Genomic DNA, 15,058 nt, shown 5'->3' on the forward strand with positions numbered 1-15,058 from the left:
AAGCATGAGCGACATCGACGCCCTGAAGGACGAGATCAGGAAGCTGAACGCCCGCGCCACCCAGAAGAAGATGGACCTGCACGACCTGTCGGAGGAGCTTCCGCAGAACTGGCAGATCATCCTGACGGTGGCGCAGGAGACCTACGACGCCTTCCGCATCCTGACCGAGAAGCGGGCGGCGCTGAAGGCGCTGGAGAAGGCGTAGCCCTTCGATTTCCAAAGAAACGCTTAGGCGCACCCTTTTCCGAGAGGAGCATTCCCATGGCTGAGTTCCTGACCGGCACCACCCGCGGCGGCCAGAGCTGGACCCCGAAGTTCGTCCAATCCATCGATCAGAAGCAGTGCATCGGCTGCGGCCGCTGCTTCAAGGTTTGCGGGCGCGGCGTGCTCGACATGATCGGCCTCACCGAGGACGGCGACATCGTCGACGCCTTCGACGACGAGGCCGAGAAGAAGATCATGACGGTCAAGGAGGCGGCCAACTGCATCGGCTGCGAGAGCTGCTCCAAGGTCTGCTCGAAGAGCTGCATCAGCCATGCGCCGGTGGCGGCGTAGGGGCAGATTTAGACCCCCACCTATCCTCCCCCGCTGGGCGGGGGAGGGACTGCCGCCACTTTCCCGAAGAAGCGCTTATCCCCCTCCCCCGCCCAGCGGGGAAGGGTCGGGGTGGGGGTCTAACCTTCCCCCACCAGCGAACACTCAGTAGGCATACTCCTTGAACACCGGGTCGACGCTGCCGCCCCACGGGCCGTGGAACTTCTCCAGCAGCTCGTCGGCCGGGCTGCGGTTGCTCTCGGCGATGACCTGCAGGGTGTCGAGGAAGTGGGTCTCGTCGTCGCCCCAGTTGTCGTTGCGGGCGCGGCGGGCCAGGCCGTCGCGGGCGATCGCCACCACCTCCAGCGCGACGTCGCGCACCGTCCGGCCGCGGAAGCCGGTGTGCAGGCCGGTCCGCGGCACTTCGGCGCGCAGGTGGGCGCGCTCGTCCGCCGTCCAGTCCTTGACCAGGTCCCAGGCGGCGTCCAGCGCCACCTGGTCGTAGAGCAGCCCGACCCACAGCGCCGGCAGGGCGCACAGGCTGCGCCACGGACCGCCGTCGGCGCCGCGCATCTCCAGGTACTTCTTCAGCCGCACTTCCGGGAAGGCGGTGGTGGTGTGGTCGGCCCAGTCGGTCAGCAGCGGCACCTCGCCGGGAAGCGCCGGCAGCCGGCCGTCCAGGAAGTCGCGGAAGGACTGGCCGGCGGCGTCGATGTAGGTGCCGTCGCGGTAGACGAAGTACATCGGGGTGTCGAGCAGATACTCGACGTAACGCTCGAAGCCGAAGCCGTCCTCGAAGACGAAGGGGATGTCGCCGGTGCGGTCCGGGTCGGTATCGGTCCAGATGTGGCTGCGGAAGCTCTGGAAGCCGTTCGGACGGCCCTCGGTGAAGGGCGAGTTGGCGAACAGCGCGGTGGCGATCGGCTGCAGGGCCAGCGACACCCGGAACTTCTTCACCATGTCGGCTTCGGAGGCGTAGTCCAGGTTCACCTGCACGGTGCAGGTCCGCGTCATCATGTCGAGACCGAGCGAGCCGACCTTCGGCATGTAGTCGCGCATGATCTTGTAGCGGCCCTTGGGCATCCACGGGATCTCGTCGCGCCGCCACTTCGGCTGGAAGCCCAGCCCCATCATGGCGATGCCCAGCTCGGCCCCGACCTCCTTCACCTGGCGCAGGTGGCGGTGCACCTCCGCACAGGTCTGGTGCAGGGTCTCCAGCGGCGCGCCGGACAGCTCGACCTGCCCGCCCGGCTCCAGCGTGATGTTGGCGTTGTCCTGGACCAGCGCGATGACCTTGCCGTTCTCCTCCACCGGCTGCCAGCCGAACCGGGTCAGCCGGGTCAGCAGCTCGCCGATGCCGTCCGGCCCGTCATAGGGCAGCGGCCGCAGGTCGGAGGTGCGGTAGGCGAATTTCTCGTGCTCCGTCCCGATGCGCCAGTCGGCGGCCGGTTTGCAGCCGGACTCGAGATAGGCCACCAGTTGCCGGCGGTCGGTGACGGGTTCGCCGCGCGTGGTCGGGGGTGCGGACATGAAGTCTCTCGCGGGAAGTGGACGGAGGGCGGCCGGTCAGTCAGCGGAGGGCTGGCCGGGCGGTGAGTGGGCCGGCGCGCGGAAAGGCGGGCGCCGGTCGCTTCCCCCGGCAGTCCAGTCCCCGGCCAAGGACTGCCAGCAAGCCAGCGCCGCCACCACGGCCGTGTCGGCCCGCAGGATGCGCGGACCCAATCCCACCGGAACAACAAAGGGGAGTTTGACGAGTTCGTCAAGTTCCGACTGGTCGAAGCCGCCCTCCGGCCCGACCAGCAGCGCGGCGGGGCCGGAGGCGCCCGGCGCGTCCCGCAGCACCTCGGCGAAGGGGCGGGCCATCCCGGCCTCCGCGCACAGGTAGAGGCGCCGCTCCGCCGGCCAGCCGGCCAGCACCCGGTCGAGCGGCAGCGGATCGCCCATCTCCGGCACGCCGAGCCGCTCGCACTGTTCGGCCGCCTCCACCGCGTTGGCGCGCAGCCGGTCGAGGTTGACCCGGTTGGGGTCGGTGCGGCGGGTGAAGACCGGCCAGAGGCGGGACACGCCCATCTCCGTCGCCTTCTCGGCGACGAAGTCGATCCGCCCCTTCTTCAGCGGCGCGAACAGCAGCCAGAGGTCGGGGGTGGTGTCCTGCCCGCGCCGCTGCTCGGCGACGGTCAGCGAGCACCAGCCCTTGCCGAAGCCGTCGATCGCCGCGCGCCACTCGCCGTCGCGGCCGTTGAACACCGCGACCGAATCGCCGCGGTCCAGGCGCAGGACATGGCGCAGGAAATGGGCGCGCTCATGGTCGAGGCCAACCGACTGGCCATCGGCCAGGGGGCTGTCGACATAGAGGCGGGTCTTGATCGGGTCGGCCATGGCTGTCGTCTCCGCGGGGGGCGCGCAGACTATAGCCGTCAGCCGGCAGCCAAGTCAGCAGGGCAGCGGGAGCAAGGCAGCGGGGGTCAGCCCGGCCCGGCAAGCAGGGCGTCGATCTTGCGGCGCAGATCGTTGGGCTGGACCGGCTTGTGCAGGATCGTCACCTGTTCGGCCTTCGCGGCGGCCATCAGCTCCGGACCGGTGTCTCCGGTCAGGATGATCGCCGGCACCTCGGCCTTGCAGACCTCGCGCACCGCGCGGATCGCGGAGATGCCCGACCAGCCGTCGCGCAGGCGGTAATCGGACAGGATCACATCTGGAGCCGATCCGGCGGGGAGCCTCGCCAGCACGGTCTCGACGTCTTCAGCGGCGAGCACCCGGTATCCCCAGGTATCCAGCATGATTTCCATTCCGGCCAGGATGATCGACTCGTCGTCGATCACGACGGCGAAACGATCCGCTGTTGCGCTCATGTCCATCGATGGTTGCGATTCGCTGAAGTTGTGCCGAATAAACAGTATTGGTGCGATTTTGGCGGGCGCAAGCCCTACGAGCACAATGTCACAGCGATCCGTCTTGCCTTCCCCCAGGCCAGTGGCGCTTGCCGGCCGAACAGCCGCCCGATACCTTCGCCCCGATCACCGTTCACCCTTCTTCCATAGCACAGCGGAAACGCCGCCGTCATGCCCACCCCCATTCCCGGTCCCGGCATTCCACAGCCGGGCTTCACGGACATCCGACAGAACGGCTGGGTCGCCCGATTGGTCCCGGCCCGCCTGCGGCCTTATGTCACGCTGGCGCGGCTCGACCGTCCGATCGGCACCTGGCTGCTGCTGTTCCCGTGCTGGTGGAGCGTCGCGCTGGCCATGCCGCAGCCCTTCCGGAACTGGCCGACGCTCCTGTGGCTGATGGCGCTGTTCGCGGTCGGGGCGGTGCTGATGCGCGGTGCCGGTTGCACGGTCAACGACATCCTGGACCGCAAGTTCGATGCGATGGTGGAGCGCACCCGGTCGCGCCCGATCCCGTCTGGACAGGTGTCGGTCCGACAGGCGCTGGTTTTCCTGGGACTCCAGTTGCTGGTGTCGCTGCTGATCCTGGTGCAACTGGGGACCACCGCCATCGGGCTCGGCGTCCTGTCGCTGGCGCTGGTCTTCACCTATCCGCTGATGAAGCGCATCACCTGGTGGCCGCAGGCGTTTCTCGGCCTGACCTTCAACTGGGGCGCCCTGATGGGCTGGGCGGCGGTGCAGGACGAGGTCGGTTGGCCGGCCCTGGTGCTGTACGCGACGGGCGTCGCCTGGACGCTCGGCTACGACACCATCTATGCCCACCAGGACAAGGAGGACGACGCGCGGATCGGCGTCAAGTCGACGGCGCTGCGGCTCGGCGACCAAAGCAAGATCTGGATCTACGGCTTCTATACGCTGACCTATGCCGGGATCGGCATCAGCGGCAGGCTCGCTGGGCTGGGCGGGCTGTTCCTGCCGGTGCTGTCGCTGGCCTGCCTGCAACTGGCCTGGCAGGTCGCCACATGGCGGCCCGACGACCAGGGGGATTGCCTGGACAAGTTCAAGTCGAACCGCTGGTTCGGCTGGCTGGTACTGGCGGCGATCCTGGCCGGGAAGCTCTGACGACGGATTCCCCGGCGATGGATTTGGGCGATGGATTTGAGGGGCCGTTGGGATTTGGCGCCCGCCCCGCTGTCCGCCACCCGATCGCGCGAGCCGGCCCCCTCCCCGACCTTTCTCCGCTTTCGCGGAAGAGGAGCATGTGAGACGGGTTCGGAGACCCGGCACCGCCGGACCGGATGGGAAGCAACAGGACGGGGGCCGTCCCGTCCCGGAATTCCGGAAAAGCCCGCTCAGCACTCGTGGGAATCCGCTCGCGGCAATCGGTGAACCGGGCGACGGAGTTCGTGAAGCCTGCGGCCGGGAGCGACCGTGCGGGGGCACGGGCCGGCACCGCGCCGCTCTTGCGGAGACCAGTGGGCATCATCAATGACCGCTGGTTTAGGACCGCCGGGATGCCAGGATCTCCGAACCTCTTACACAGCTCGGCGCGCTCGAAAATCCTGCGAACGCTGCTTAGAGTCTGTCAGATGCTCATTGAAGCCTCTGACAGACTCTAGCCTTTTGTCTTTCCCGTATGATTCACGGTTCGAGCGTGTCCGCTTGAACCGATCACACTCTAGAAGGGGAGAGAGGAACCACAGCCTGCGACGCTCGAACGTACAATGACGTCTTGGCGATCGACTCTGATCGTCACCCTGCACGCCGTGTAGGTCCGCTCGTTCTGGTAATTTTCGACCACAATCGGCCGGCCCTGCGACGTGTCCACGTAGCCACCGGCCGGGCGGGTCACGTCATAGTATCCCGTATCTCTCTGCCAGATATAGGTGATCGTCCCATCGGCATTCCGATCCATATCGGGAGGGAACGCATCGGCAATGATGGCGGGGGGAGGCCTGGGGTATATCGGCGCTCCCATGATCGGATCAAGCCGCGCCCTGGCTTCCGCCAGGGTTTTCCCCTTCAGCGAGTTAACCACTTCGCCTTCGCGGCTGGTGGTGATACAGCCGCTCAAGAGGACAAGAAACAGAAGCAAGCTCTTCTTTGGCATCGGCTTGGCCTCCACCACGACGTTCGAAGAAACGCTCAGCGTTCGTTCCGGTCGGCGAGCTGGGCGACGGAATTGCCGGCTCCCGGCTTGCGGGACGGAGGGGCGCCATGCCGGATGGTCGGAAGGGCGGCGACCTCGGTGGTCGCGGCCGGCGCGGCGTGCGAGGCGCCGGGCTTGCGGGACGGCAGCACGGCGACGTCGGTGCGCTGCGGCCTCTGCGGGGCGTGCGACGCGACGACCGTGGCGGAGTGCGACTTGCCGCGATTGCGGGCGGACACTGTCACGCCCTTCTGCGGGTGCAGCGACGCCTCGACGATGCGCGGGCCATCGCCCGCCTTCCCGCGGCCGCGCGGCGCGCTGCTGAAGCCATGGTCCATGCCGCGGTCGCCGGCATCCAGCATCCGGTTTTCGCGCGACTCAGACTCGTCCCCGTCCTCCGGCATGATGAAGCCGTAGGCGGCGTAGACGCGCAGGCCGAGTTGGTCGGTCGGCTCGTGCCAGACGCGGACGGAGGACCAGTCGTTGTTCTTGGAAACGTCGACAACGCGCATGCCGCGCTGGAGGCCGTCGCCGGCGATCCAGGTGTGGTCGACCTCGATGGTGCGGCGGTCGATCACCGCGCTGACCAGGGAGACGTGGCCGCGGCGCATGATGCCGGTGCGCTTGAAGACGAGGACGGAGCCGATGCTGGGGCGGTGCTCGCGGTCGTACCTGCCGGCCGCATGGTCCCACCAGGTCCAGGCATCGCCGCGGATGGTGAAATCGGAGAGCGAGCGGACGGTACGCACGCAATCGCCGTCTTGTGCGGCGGCCGTCGACACGGTAAGGGGGCTCAGCGCGATCAAAGCCGCAAACGAAAGGCCGATGGCGGTTCCCCTCTGCCGCATGACTCCCCCAATCCCGTTGTGTTCCCTGTTGGAACGGGTAACACGGGTTTAGAGCTGTGTCTACACCGTTTGAATTATGTAACATTCATGGGCCGCCGACGGTCATCCCGCCAACAGCGGAGCTCCTTGGGAATCCTCGTATGAACAACCAGTCGCCACATGATTTCGTCCGCGACAACACGACGCTGACGACCACGCCGCTGTTGCCGGAAATCCAGCTTCATCTTGCTACCGAAGTGACTGCGCTCTGGCAAGCCACCGAGGAGACCTTGGCCGCCACGAATCTGCCGCCGCCTTACTGGGCTTTTGCCTGGCCCGGCGGCCAGGCGGTGGCGCGGCTTCTGCTCGACCGGCCCGAGCTGGTGGCCGGCAAGTCGGTGCTCGATTTTGCCGCAGGGACCGGGCTGGTCGGCATCGCCGCGGCCAGGGCCGGGGCGGCACGGGTGCAGTCCTGCGACATCGACCGCTTCGCCCTGTCCGCCATCGCCCTCAACGCCGGGGCCAACGGTGTGGAGGTCAAGCCGGTCAGCGCCGATCTGGTCGACCGCCCGTTGCCGGGCATCGACGTCGTGCTGGCCGGCGACGTCTGCTACGAGCGCCCGATGGCCGAACGGGTGACCGCATGGCTGCGCGGCGTCGCGGCCACCGGCACGCTGGTGCTGCTGGGCGACCCCGGCCGCGCCTACGTCCCGACCAGCGGCATCGAGCGGGTCGGCGCCTACACCGTCCCAACCTCGCTGGAACTGGAGGACCGCGAGGCGCGCGACACCACCATCTGGCGCCTGCTGCCGGACGCCTAGACTCTGCCTGGTGCTTATTGACGCAACAGACAGAGTCTAGGCTTTTGGTTTTCCGTGTGTTCGTTTCAAGCGATACCGCTTGAAACGATCACACTCCAGGCGCCCGGCCTTTCTATGGGCCGGCATTTCAACAGGCGGGCGTATCAAAGGACGGGCGTGTCAGCGGTTCAGCCGTGACACCGCCAGGCGCAGGTCCGCGAGGAAGGTGGGCTGTTCGACCAGTTGGCCGCGCAGCAGGTAGCTGGGATGGAAGGTCGGCACGACCTCCACCCCGTCCAGCAGGCGGCAGGGCAGGACCTTGCCGCGGAGCTGCATGATGCCGTTCTCGCCGGTCAGCGCCCAGGTCGGGGTGCGGCCGAGCGCCACGATGACCGATGGGCGGTAGTCGGCCAGGGTCGCGCGCAGGTGTTCGATCTCGCCGGCGAACTCGGCGAGCAACCGGTCCGAAGTGCCGAAGGCGCCCCAGCTTTCGTCGATCTCCCTGCCCTCCTTGCGGGCACGGGCGCGCGAGGCGAAGAAGTGGCCGACCTTGTTGCCGGGCGGCTGGTAGCGGAAGACGTTGGCGACGAGGCACTCCGCACGCTCGATCCCCACCGCGGCCAGCGACTCGTCCAGCAGCTTGCCGCTGCGGCCGACGAAGGGCGTGCCCCGGCGGGCCTCCTCGGCCCCCGGCGCCTCGCCGACGATGGCGAGCCGCGGCCCGTCGACGGGCTTGGCCGGGAACTGGTAGTCGGCGAACGGCATATCGGTACGGAGATCGGTCATGGTCGGCTTCCATTTGGTCGAGCGAGGGGAGCAGGCGGACAGCCGGACTTGCCGGAGCGGGCGCCCGAACCCACCATTCCAGGCGGAACTCTAAGTTTTTGGTTTTCCGCGTGATTCACGGTTCAGGCGGGTTCGCCCGAACCGATCACACTCCGGCCCGAGACCGCAAGCGCCACCATCAAGGGCCATCAACAAAGGAGAAACCGGAATGACACCGCAAGCACCGTCGACACAGGATCTCGCCGCCAGGACCTGCGAGCCCTGCCGTGGCGGGATACCACCGATGGACCGCGCCATGGCCGCCTCCTACCTGGTCCAGGTTCCGGGCTGGGTCCTGAAGGAGGATCCCGACCGCATCGAGCGCGACTTCCGCTTCCCCGACTTCGCCCAGGCCCAGGCCTTCGCGTCCCAGGTCGGCACGCTCTGCGAGGCGGAGGGCCATCATGCCGAGATCCGCTACGGCTGGGGCCACTGCACCGTCGCCTTCTGGACCCACAAGATCAGGGGCCTGCACGAGAACGACTTCGTGATGGCCGCCAAGGTCAACGGTCTGGCCGACGCGCCCTACGTCCCCGCCGCGGTCGGCACCGAGCCGCCGCCCTACGTGCAGGAGGGGTGAGGCCGGCGCGCCCCTATCCCCACAGCTCCGGCGCCGGCGGCTGCAGGACGGCGCCGTCATAGACCAGCCCCGGCTCCCGGTCCCTGGCCAGCAGCAGCGGGCCGTCGAGGTCGACCCAGCGTGCGCCCTGCCCGGCCAGCACCGCCGGGGCCATGGCGAGCGAGGTCGCGACCATGCAGCCGACCATCACCTCGAAGCCGGAGGCGCGGGCGGCCCGGGTCATCGCCAGCGCCTCCGTCAGCCCGCCGGTCTTGTCCAGCTTGACGTTCACCACCCGGTAGAGCCCGCGCAGCCGCTCCAGCGACTCCAGGCCGTGACAGGATTCGTCGGCCCCGAGCGGCACCGGGCAGTCGATCCCGCGCAGCGCCTCGTCCCGGCCGGCGGGCAGCGGCTGCTCGATCATCTCGACGCCGAGGCCGGCGAGGACCGGCGCGAAGCGGTGCAACTGGTCGAGTGTCCAGCCCTCGTTGGCATCCACCACCAGCCGGGCGGCCGGGGCGGCGGCGCGGACGGCGGCCACGCGCTCCAGGTCGCCGTCGCCGGTCAGCTTCATCTTCAGCAACGGATGGCGGGCCGCCCGGCCGCGCGCCGCTTCGGCCATCGCCGCCGGCTCGTCGACGCTCAGCGTGTAGCAGGTGACCAGCGGCTCCGGCGGACGGTCCAGCCCGGCCAAGCGCCAGACCGGCATGCCCGAGCGCTTGGCCTCCAGATCCCAGAGCGCACAGTCCAGCGCATTGCGCGCTGCTCCCGGAGCCATCGCCCGCGACAGCGCCTGCCGGTCCAGCCCGCCGGCTACCGCCTCGGCCATCGCCTCCAACGCCGCCGCCACGCCGTCGACGCTCTCGCCATAGCGGGCATAGGGCACGCATTCGCCGCGCCCGCGGTGTTCGCCGTCCGAGACCTCCGCCACCACGACATGGGCTTCGGTCTTCGCCCCGCGCGAGATGCGGAAGGCGCCGCGGATGGGGAAGGCTTCGCGGCTGACGGTCAGGCGGATGGCGGACATGGCACGGGCACCCAGAATCGGAACGGGGCCGGGAGTGTATCCCGGCCCCGCCCGGCAATGCGACAGGCGCGAACGCGCCGGGCCTTCCCGGAGGATCCGCGGTTCGAGCGTCTGCGCCCCGGCGGTGGCCCCAACCGCGGTCCCGACGCTAGCCCTTTTGGTCCTGGATGATCACGCCGTACCAGCCGAGGCCCTTGTAGGTTTCGTAGCCGGGGGTCAGGGCGTAGCCGACGAACCTGCCCTTGTCGTCGATATAGTGGCCCATGGTCGCGGCATTGCGGCGCAGCGGCACCGTCTCGGTCAGCAGGCCGCGGCCGTCGGAGGAGGCGATCACCCGGTGGCGGGCATCGAGCAGCAGGCAGCGCGACCGTTCGCGCTCGCCCTCCTCCAGGCGGACCCCTTCGACGACCGCCGCGGCCTGCGGCTCCCAATCGAAGAAGATTCCGAGCACGCCGATGGCCTCGCCGTCGGCTTCGCCGTCGCGGCGGATGGCGGTGGCATAGGTCGCGACGACGCGGTCCTCCAGCGCACGGTTGCGGGCGACGTCACCCACCGTGAACTCGCCGCCGTTGCGGGTGGCCAGCGCTTGGCGGAACCAGGCCTCGTCCGACACCCGCGAGCCGACGGCGCCGGCATAGCGGTCGGGGCGCCCGTTGGCGATCACCACGCCGTTGCGGTCGGCGATCCACAGGTCGAGATAGACGGTGTAGGACTCCAGGATCACGCCGAGCCGGCGCGAGGCATGGCGGCGCGCCTCCGCCGCAGGATCGGCGGCACAATCGACCACCGCGCTGTCGGTCGCCCACCAGCGCACGTCGCAGGATCGCTCGTAAAGGTTGCGGTCGATGATCTCGATCATGTTGAGCGACAGGTCGGCCAGCCGCTTGCCATGCATCTCCTGCACCATGGCGCTGCCGGTGGTGGTGAGATGATCGACGCGGGCGACGATCTCCGAGCGCAGCTCCTTGGTGATGCTGTTGACCTGGGTGGAAATCTCCGAGACCTCGTTGGCGACGACGGCGAAGCCGCGCCCGGCGTCGCCGGCCCGTGCCGCCTCGATGAGGGCGTTCATCGCCAGCATCTTGGTGCGCCGGGTGATGTCCTCGATCAAGGACACCTTCTTGGACGCCACATCCAGCACGCCACGCGACAGTTCGAACAGATCGGTGCCCGCCATGCTCATCGTCTTGTCCCCCGTCTTGACCGTCCCTGCCGTCATCCCATCAAAAGCCATGCCAACGGTTGCCGGAGGCCCGTTCCCCGCGCGCCGATCATCATTTCCGCGGCATTCGGCCGCGGGCGGCGGGTGGGCACCCTGACTCTCGGAAGTAGCGTTCGGTTAAGATGCTGAAACAGCGGGCAAACTGGCGACCGCCTGCTCAACCGTTCGTGGACGCGGCATTTGTGTTGCCGGAACGTAATATGATTTCTTCAAAAATACGCAACAAAAATGCTGTGAATCTCGAAAAGACGCCAGAACCATTCCGCATCGCAAAAATCCCCCCATGCCTCATGCACATTCGCCAGGCAGTTGCCTTGCCCGGCGCCGGCTCGCCATCGGGGCGTCGTCAGGCGACGCGGTGCATTTCCTCCAGAAAATGCTGGACCTCGCGCGTCAGGCGGTCGGCCTCGGCGGCCATGCGTTCGGAGGCGGCGAACACCTCGTGCGCCGTGCCGCTGGTGCGGCAGGCGGCGTCTGTGACCTGCTGGATGTCGTCGGACACCGCACGGGTGCCGACGGCGGCCTGCTCCATGTTGGCGACGATCTCGCGCACCGCCGATCCCTGCTGCTCGATGCCGGCGCTGATGCCGGCGGCGATCCGGTTGATCGACTGGATGGTGCGGCCGATGCCGACGATGGCGCCCACCGCCTCGTCGGTGGAGGACTGGATGCCGGCGATCTGCCCGGCGATCTCGCCGGTGGCCATGGCGGTCTGGTCGGCCAGGCGCTTGACCTCCTGCGCCACGACCGCGAAGCCCTTGCCGGCCTCGCCGGCGCGCGCGGCCTCGATGGTGGCATTCAGCGCCAGAAGGTTGGTCTGGGTGGCGATGTCGTTGATCAGCGTCACCACGTCGCCGACCGTGCGCGCCGCCCCCGACAGGGTGCCGACCAGCGCGTTCGACCGCTCGGCCTCGCCGGCCGCCGTCTCGGCGACGCGGGCGACCTCGGCGATCTGCCGCGCGATGTCCGAGATCGAGGCCGACAGTTCCTCGGTCGCCTCGGCGACGCTGCCGACATTGCCGCCGGTCTGCGCCGCCGATGCGGCGACCGACGAGGCCTTGCCGGTCGCGTGGGTGGCGTCGGTCTCCATCAGCCGGGCGGACACCTCCAGCCGGTGGGCGGTTTCCGCGACCCCGGTGCAGACGCTCTGGATCTCGCCCTCGAAGCGCACCGTCACTCCGGCGAAGCCCGTCACCTTCCGCGCGATGCTCTCGGTGGCGGCGTTGATGGTCCGGCTGGCGTGAAGGAAGCCGCCGTTCATGCCGCGCAGCATGATCCGGCGGAAATACTTGTGCTCCGACACCGCGTGCATCGACGCGGTGGCCTCGCGCACGAAGGCGTCGGTGCGGTCGATGGCGTCGTTGGTGGCATGCATCAGCGCGCCGAGGCCGCCGCCCTCGCGGATGCCGGTCACCCGCGCCTCGAAGTCGCCGGCGGCGATCGACCGGTTCACCGCCGCCAGCCGCTCCACCACCGCGCCGACGCGGCGGAGATGGACCGCCGCCGCCGCCACCGCGGCCAGGGCCAGCACCCCGAGGAGGGCACGCGGGCCGGCGCCGCCAAGGTCGAGGGCGTCGAGGACGATCCCCGCCGCCACCGCCGCCGCACAGAGGGCGGTGAGCAGGCCCGCCTTAGAGAGAGAAGACGAATTCGTCATACCCGATCCCTTTTTCGGCGAGCAGGGCGACGACGGCGGCGAATCCCGCCTCCATCCCCAGCTTGCGGTCGGCGTGGCCGTTCTCGATTTCCAGCAGCCGGCGATAGAGCGGGACCACCTTGTCCAGCGCCGACCGCTCCGGCACCCGGCGCGAGGAGTGATAGCCGATCACCCGCCCGTCAGCGTCGAAACTTGGTGTGACATGGGCGAAGACCCAGTAATGGTCACCGTTGGCGGCCCGGTTGACGACGTAGGCGAAAATCTCCGCCCCGGCCGCCAGCGTGTCCCACAGCAGCTTGAAGACGCAGCGCGGCATGTCCGGATGGCGGACGATCGAGTGGGGGGCGCCCATCAGGTCGGCCTCGCTGTATCCGGCGACACGCTGGAACACCCGGTTCGCATAGGTGATCCGACCCTTCAGGTCGGTCTTCGAGACGATGACTTCGTCCGGGTCGAAGAAGCGTTCCACCCCGGTCAGGGGAACGTCGCGCCGTGCCATGTGACTTCAGGCCTCCCGCCCGCATCGCGTCCGCAGCGGCGAGAGCGCAGGGCGGGAGACGGACAACCCCTGTCCGGATCGGCGCGCCGCGCGAAAACCCGTAATGCGGGTGCCGCAATCGCCGTCACTGTAAATTGGTGGAAGCGTTCGCGAAAGACCCTACGGATTGCAACGGTGAAATATCCGACTCCGGATGATCGGCCTGGCCAGCCGACCGGACGGACCGCCAGGCAGGGTTCTCCAGTTCCGGCCACAGGCCCGGCCTGGAGAAAACTCCGGGCTCCATGGTTTTTCAGGTTTTCCGAGCCCGCCCGTCCGCGGGCGGAGGCCGGAAAACCTGCTCAAGCGGGCCGGCGCTGCGGGAGGTCGGGCGGACGGGCCTTCATTCCGGCGGATAGGGAATGGTCAGCAGGCGTCCGGCCGGCGGGTTGTCGACCGTCACCACGGTGCCGTCCGGCCAGCGCACCTCGATCTGCTCCACCTGATGCAGCGGCCCCAAGCCGAAATGGGCCACCGGCTCGCCCTGGCAGAGATAGCCGGACCCGGCGCAGACGACCCGGCGCTGGCGCCGCCCCCCGGCGGTCAGGTCGACCACGGCGCCGCGGGCCGGTGCGCCGAAGGGGGTCAGCGGCTGCACCCGGAGCCAGCCATTGTGGTTCGCCGCCGGACGGAAGACGGACAGCGGCTGCGCGGTGCCGTCGCCATGGGCCAGCACCAGTTCGAGCCGGCCGTCGCCGTCGATGTCCATGGCCACCGCGCCGGTGCCCATGCCCTTGGGCTCCGCCGCGTCGCCCGTCTCCAGTTCCTGCCACTGGTCATGGCGCCAGCCGAACAGCCGGTTGGGCTCGCCATGGGCATGGAAGAACAGCTCCTCGTACCCGTCATTGTCGAAGTCGGCGACGACGACGGTGAAGATGCGTCCGGGCATCGACAGGTCCGGGCCGGCGGATTCGACGAAACCGCCGCCCATGCGCTGGAGGAACAGGCGCTGCGCCCCGTCCCAGGTGCCGACCAGCAGGTCGAACAGCCCATCGCCGTCGGCATCGAGTGCTGCCACCGCGCGGCCCGACGGGCGCGAATCGGCGATCCCGCGCTCCTCGGCGATCTCCTCGAAATTGCCGTCGCCCAGGTTGCGGAAGAGCTGGTTGGGCCCGCCGTCGTTGACGGTGACCACATCCATGTGGTCGGACACGATGGGAAGCGCCGTGACGCCGCGTGCCGCGCCGATGGCGTCGAGCCCCGCCTCCTCGGCCCCGTCCTCCAGCCGGCCGCGACGGGTCAGCTCATAGAGCCGGAGCGGCCCGCCGTCGGTCGCCACCAGGAAGCCGTAGCGGCCATGCCCCCAGCGGTCCAGGGCGGCCACGGCACCGGCCGCGGTGTGGTTGGCAGCCCCGGCGTTGCCGGCCTGCGCGCAGAGGTCGAGCCAGTGGCTGCCGAAACAGGCGAACAGCCGATCGGCCATGTCCTTGCTGCCGGTGGCGCGGTCGCAGTTGACGACATACAGCTCCTCGCGCCCGTCGCCGTCGATGTCGGCGGCCGCCAGCCCGAGCGCCGGCCCCGACGGGTCGGCGACCAGCGGGTCGGCGACGTCGACGAGGCGGCCATCCACCCATTTCAACACGAGGTTGGCGGTGCGGAAGCCCGTCACGACCAGTTCGAGGGCGCCATCGCCGTCGATGTCCGTGACCGCCATCCCGTTCGACTGGCGCGGCGGGTTCTCGACGAGCAGCGACGAGCAATCCAGGAACATCGGCACCCTCTTGTCCGGTGGTCGGTCTTGTCCCGTATCGGTCAGCCGCCGCCACAGCCCATTGGAGCCATTGGCCTTTCGAGCGGCGTATCCCCGTTGATACCCCGTCCCCGCACCGGCGTAAAGCCGGACGGACGATCAGGGACCGCCTATGCCCGCCAGGGTATGGTGGCCGCCGCCCGACCGCAATGCGGGTACCGCAAAGCCGGGCGGGCGGCGGTCATGGGGCAAGGCCGCGCCGGATGACGTCCGATCCCGCGCCGGCCCGGCCCGGACTGAACCGGCCCGGCCCGGGCCAGCCGGAACGAGCCGGCTCAGGCC

15 protein-coding genes and 1 pseudogene are annotated in these 15,058 nt (G+C 69.0%); 5 read left to right on the forward strand and 11 right to left on the reverse strand.

Annotated features, from left to right (window positions below; all coding sequences use genetic code 11):
• Nucleotides 1-4 precede the first annotated feature (4 nt).
• Both J2850_RS04210 and fdxB read left to right on the forward strand, forming a co-directional pair.
• Entirely contained in the window at nucleotides 5-205 is a 201-nt protein-coding gene (locus J2850_RS04210; protein WP_209979056.1) for a CCE_0567 family metalloprotein, read from the forward strand.
• 56 nt (nucleotides 206-261) lie between these two features.
• Nucleotides 262-555, forward strand: coding sequence for a ferredoxin III, nif-specific (gene fdxB / locus J2850_RS04215; RefSeq protein WP_209979058.1), 294 nt, complete (start codon nucleotides 262-264; stop codon nucleotides 553-555).
• Between the two features lie 144 nt (nucleotides 556-699).
• Here the strand turns inward: fdxB and J2850_RS04220 are convergent, their stop codons facing one another.
• From J2850_RS04220 to J2850_RS04230, 3 genes are all read right to left on the reverse strand, one after another.
• Entirely contained in the window at nucleotides 700-2,064 is a 1,365-nt protein-coding gene (locus J2850_RS04220; RefSeq protein WP_209979060.1) for a glutamate--cysteine ligase, read from the reverse strand.
• 36 nt (nucleotides 2,065-2,100) lie between these two features.
• On the reverse strand, nucleotides 2,101-2,913 hold the full coding sequence (locus J2850_RS04225) for a 16S rRNA (uracil(1498)-N(3))-methyltransferase (RefSeq protein ID WP_209979063.1): 813 nt from the start codon (nucleotides 2,911-2,913) through the stop codon (nucleotides 2,101-2,103).
• Nucleotides 2,914-2,999: 86 nt separating this feature from the next.
• The gene (locus tag J2850_RS04230) at nucleotides 3,000-3,470 is read right to left on the reverse strand and encodes a response regulator (RefSeq protein ID WP_307353942.1); all 471 of its coding nucleotides are present in this window, start codon (nucleotides 3,468-3,470) and stop codon (nucleotides 3,000-3,002) included.
• Between the two features lie 126 nt (nucleotides 3,471-3,596).
• Here J2850_RS04230 and ubiA point away from each other — a divergent pair, with 126 nt between their 5' ends.
• Nucleotides 3,597-4,544: a 4-hydroxybenzoate octaprenyltransferase gene (gene ubiA, locus J2850_RS04235; RefSeq protein ID WP_209979065.1), complete on the forward strand. Its 948-nt coding sequence runs from the start codon at nucleotides 3,597-3,599 to the stop codon at nucleotides 4,542-4,544.
• Nucleotides 4,545-5,100: 556 nt separating this feature from the next.
• Here the strand turns inward: ubiA and J2850_RS04240 are convergent.
• Complete coding sequence (locus J2850_RS04240; protein ID WP_209979067.1) at nucleotides 5,101-5,532, reverse strand: hypothetical protein; 432 nt, start codon at nucleotides 5,530-5,532, stop codon at nucleotides 5,101-5,103.
• Between the two features lie 35 nt (nucleotides 5,533-5,567).
• Nucleotides 5,568-6,320, reverse strand: coding sequence for a CHAP domain-containing protein (locus J2850_RS04245; RefSeq protein WP_307353943.1), 753 nt, complete (start codon nucleotides 6,318-6,320; stop codon nucleotides 5,568-5,570).
• Nucleotides 6,321-6,559: 239 nt separating this feature from the next.
• Between J2850_RS04245 and J2850_RS04250 the strand changes: the two genes are divergently transcribed.
• Nucleotides 6,560-7,219 (forward strand): class I SAM-dependent methyltransferase, encoded by a 660-nt coding sequence (locus J2850_RS04250; RefSeq protein ID WP_209979071.1) that lies wholly within the window; start codon nucleotides 6,560-6,562, stop codon nucleotides 7,217-7,219.
• 159 nt (nucleotides 7,220-7,378) lie between these two features.
• Here the strand turns inward: J2850_RS04250 and J2850_RS04255 are convergent, their stop codons facing one another.
• Nucleotides 7,379-7,984, reverse strand: a complete 606-nt coding sequence (locus J2850_RS04255) for a uracil-DNA glycosylase (protein ID WP_209979073.1) — start codon at nucleotides 7,982-7,984, stop codon at nucleotides 7,379-7,381.
• Between the two features lie 208 nt (nucleotides 7,985-8,192).
• Between J2850_RS04255 and J2850_RS04260 the strand changes: the two genes are divergently transcribed.
• On the forward strand, nucleotides 8,193-8,603 hold the full coding sequence (locus J2850_RS04260; protein ID WP_209979076.1) for a 4a-hydroxytetrahydrobiopterin dehydratase: 411 nt from the start codon (nucleotides 8,193-8,195) through the stop codon (nucleotides 8,601-8,603).
• 13 nt (nucleotides 8,604-8,616) lie between these two features.
• Here J2850_RS04260 and dgcA read toward each other — a convergent pair whose 3' ends face one another.
• The 5 genes and pseudogenes from dgcA to J2850_RS04285 all read right to left on the reverse strand — a co-directional run bounded on the left by dgcA (nucleotide 8,617) and on the right by J2850_RS04285 (nucleotide 14,737).
• Nucleotides 8,617-9,609: an N-acetyl-D-Glu racemase DgcA gene (dgcA, locus tag J2850_RS04265; RefSeq protein WP_209979078.1), complete on the reverse strand. Its 993-nt coding sequence runs from the start codon at nucleotides 9,607-9,609 to the stop codon at nucleotides 8,617-8,619.
• A gap of 148 nt (nucleotides 9,610-9,757) precedes the next feature.
• Nucleotides 9,758-10,792 carry a methyl-accepting chemotaxis protein gene (locus J2850_RS04270; RefSeq protein ID WP_209979080.1) on the reverse strand — a complete coding sequence of 345 codons (1,035 nt, stop codon included), beginning with the start codon at nucleotides 10,790-10,792 and terminating at the stop codon, nucleotides 9,758-9,760.
• Between the two features lie 385 nt (nucleotides 10,793-11,177).
• Nucleotides 11,178-11,669: pseudogene (locus J2850_RS32300) on the reverse strand (methyl-accepting chemotaxis protein); the annotation flags it as partial.
• 793 nt (nucleotides 11,670-12,462) lie between these two features.
• Nucleotides 12,463-12,987: a PAS domain-containing protein gene (locus J2850_RS04280; RefSeq protein WP_209979085.1), complete on the reverse strand. Its 525-nt coding sequence runs from the start codon at nucleotides 12,985-12,987 to the stop codon at nucleotides 12,463-12,465.
• 382 nt (nucleotides 12,988-13,369) lie between these two features.
• Complete coding sequence (locus J2850_RS04285; protein ID WP_209979086.1) at nucleotides 13,370-14,737, reverse strand: CRTAC1 family protein; 1,368 nt, start codon at nucleotides 14,735-14,737, stop codon at nucleotides 13,370-13,372.
• Nucleotides 14,738-15,058: the final 321 nt, after the last annotated feature.

Origin of the sequence: Azospirillum picis (assembly GCF_017876115.1) — a bacterium.
Taxonomy (GTDB): Bacteria; Pseudomonadota; Alphaproteobacteria; order Azospirillales; family Azospirillaceae; genus Azospirillum; species Azospirillum picis.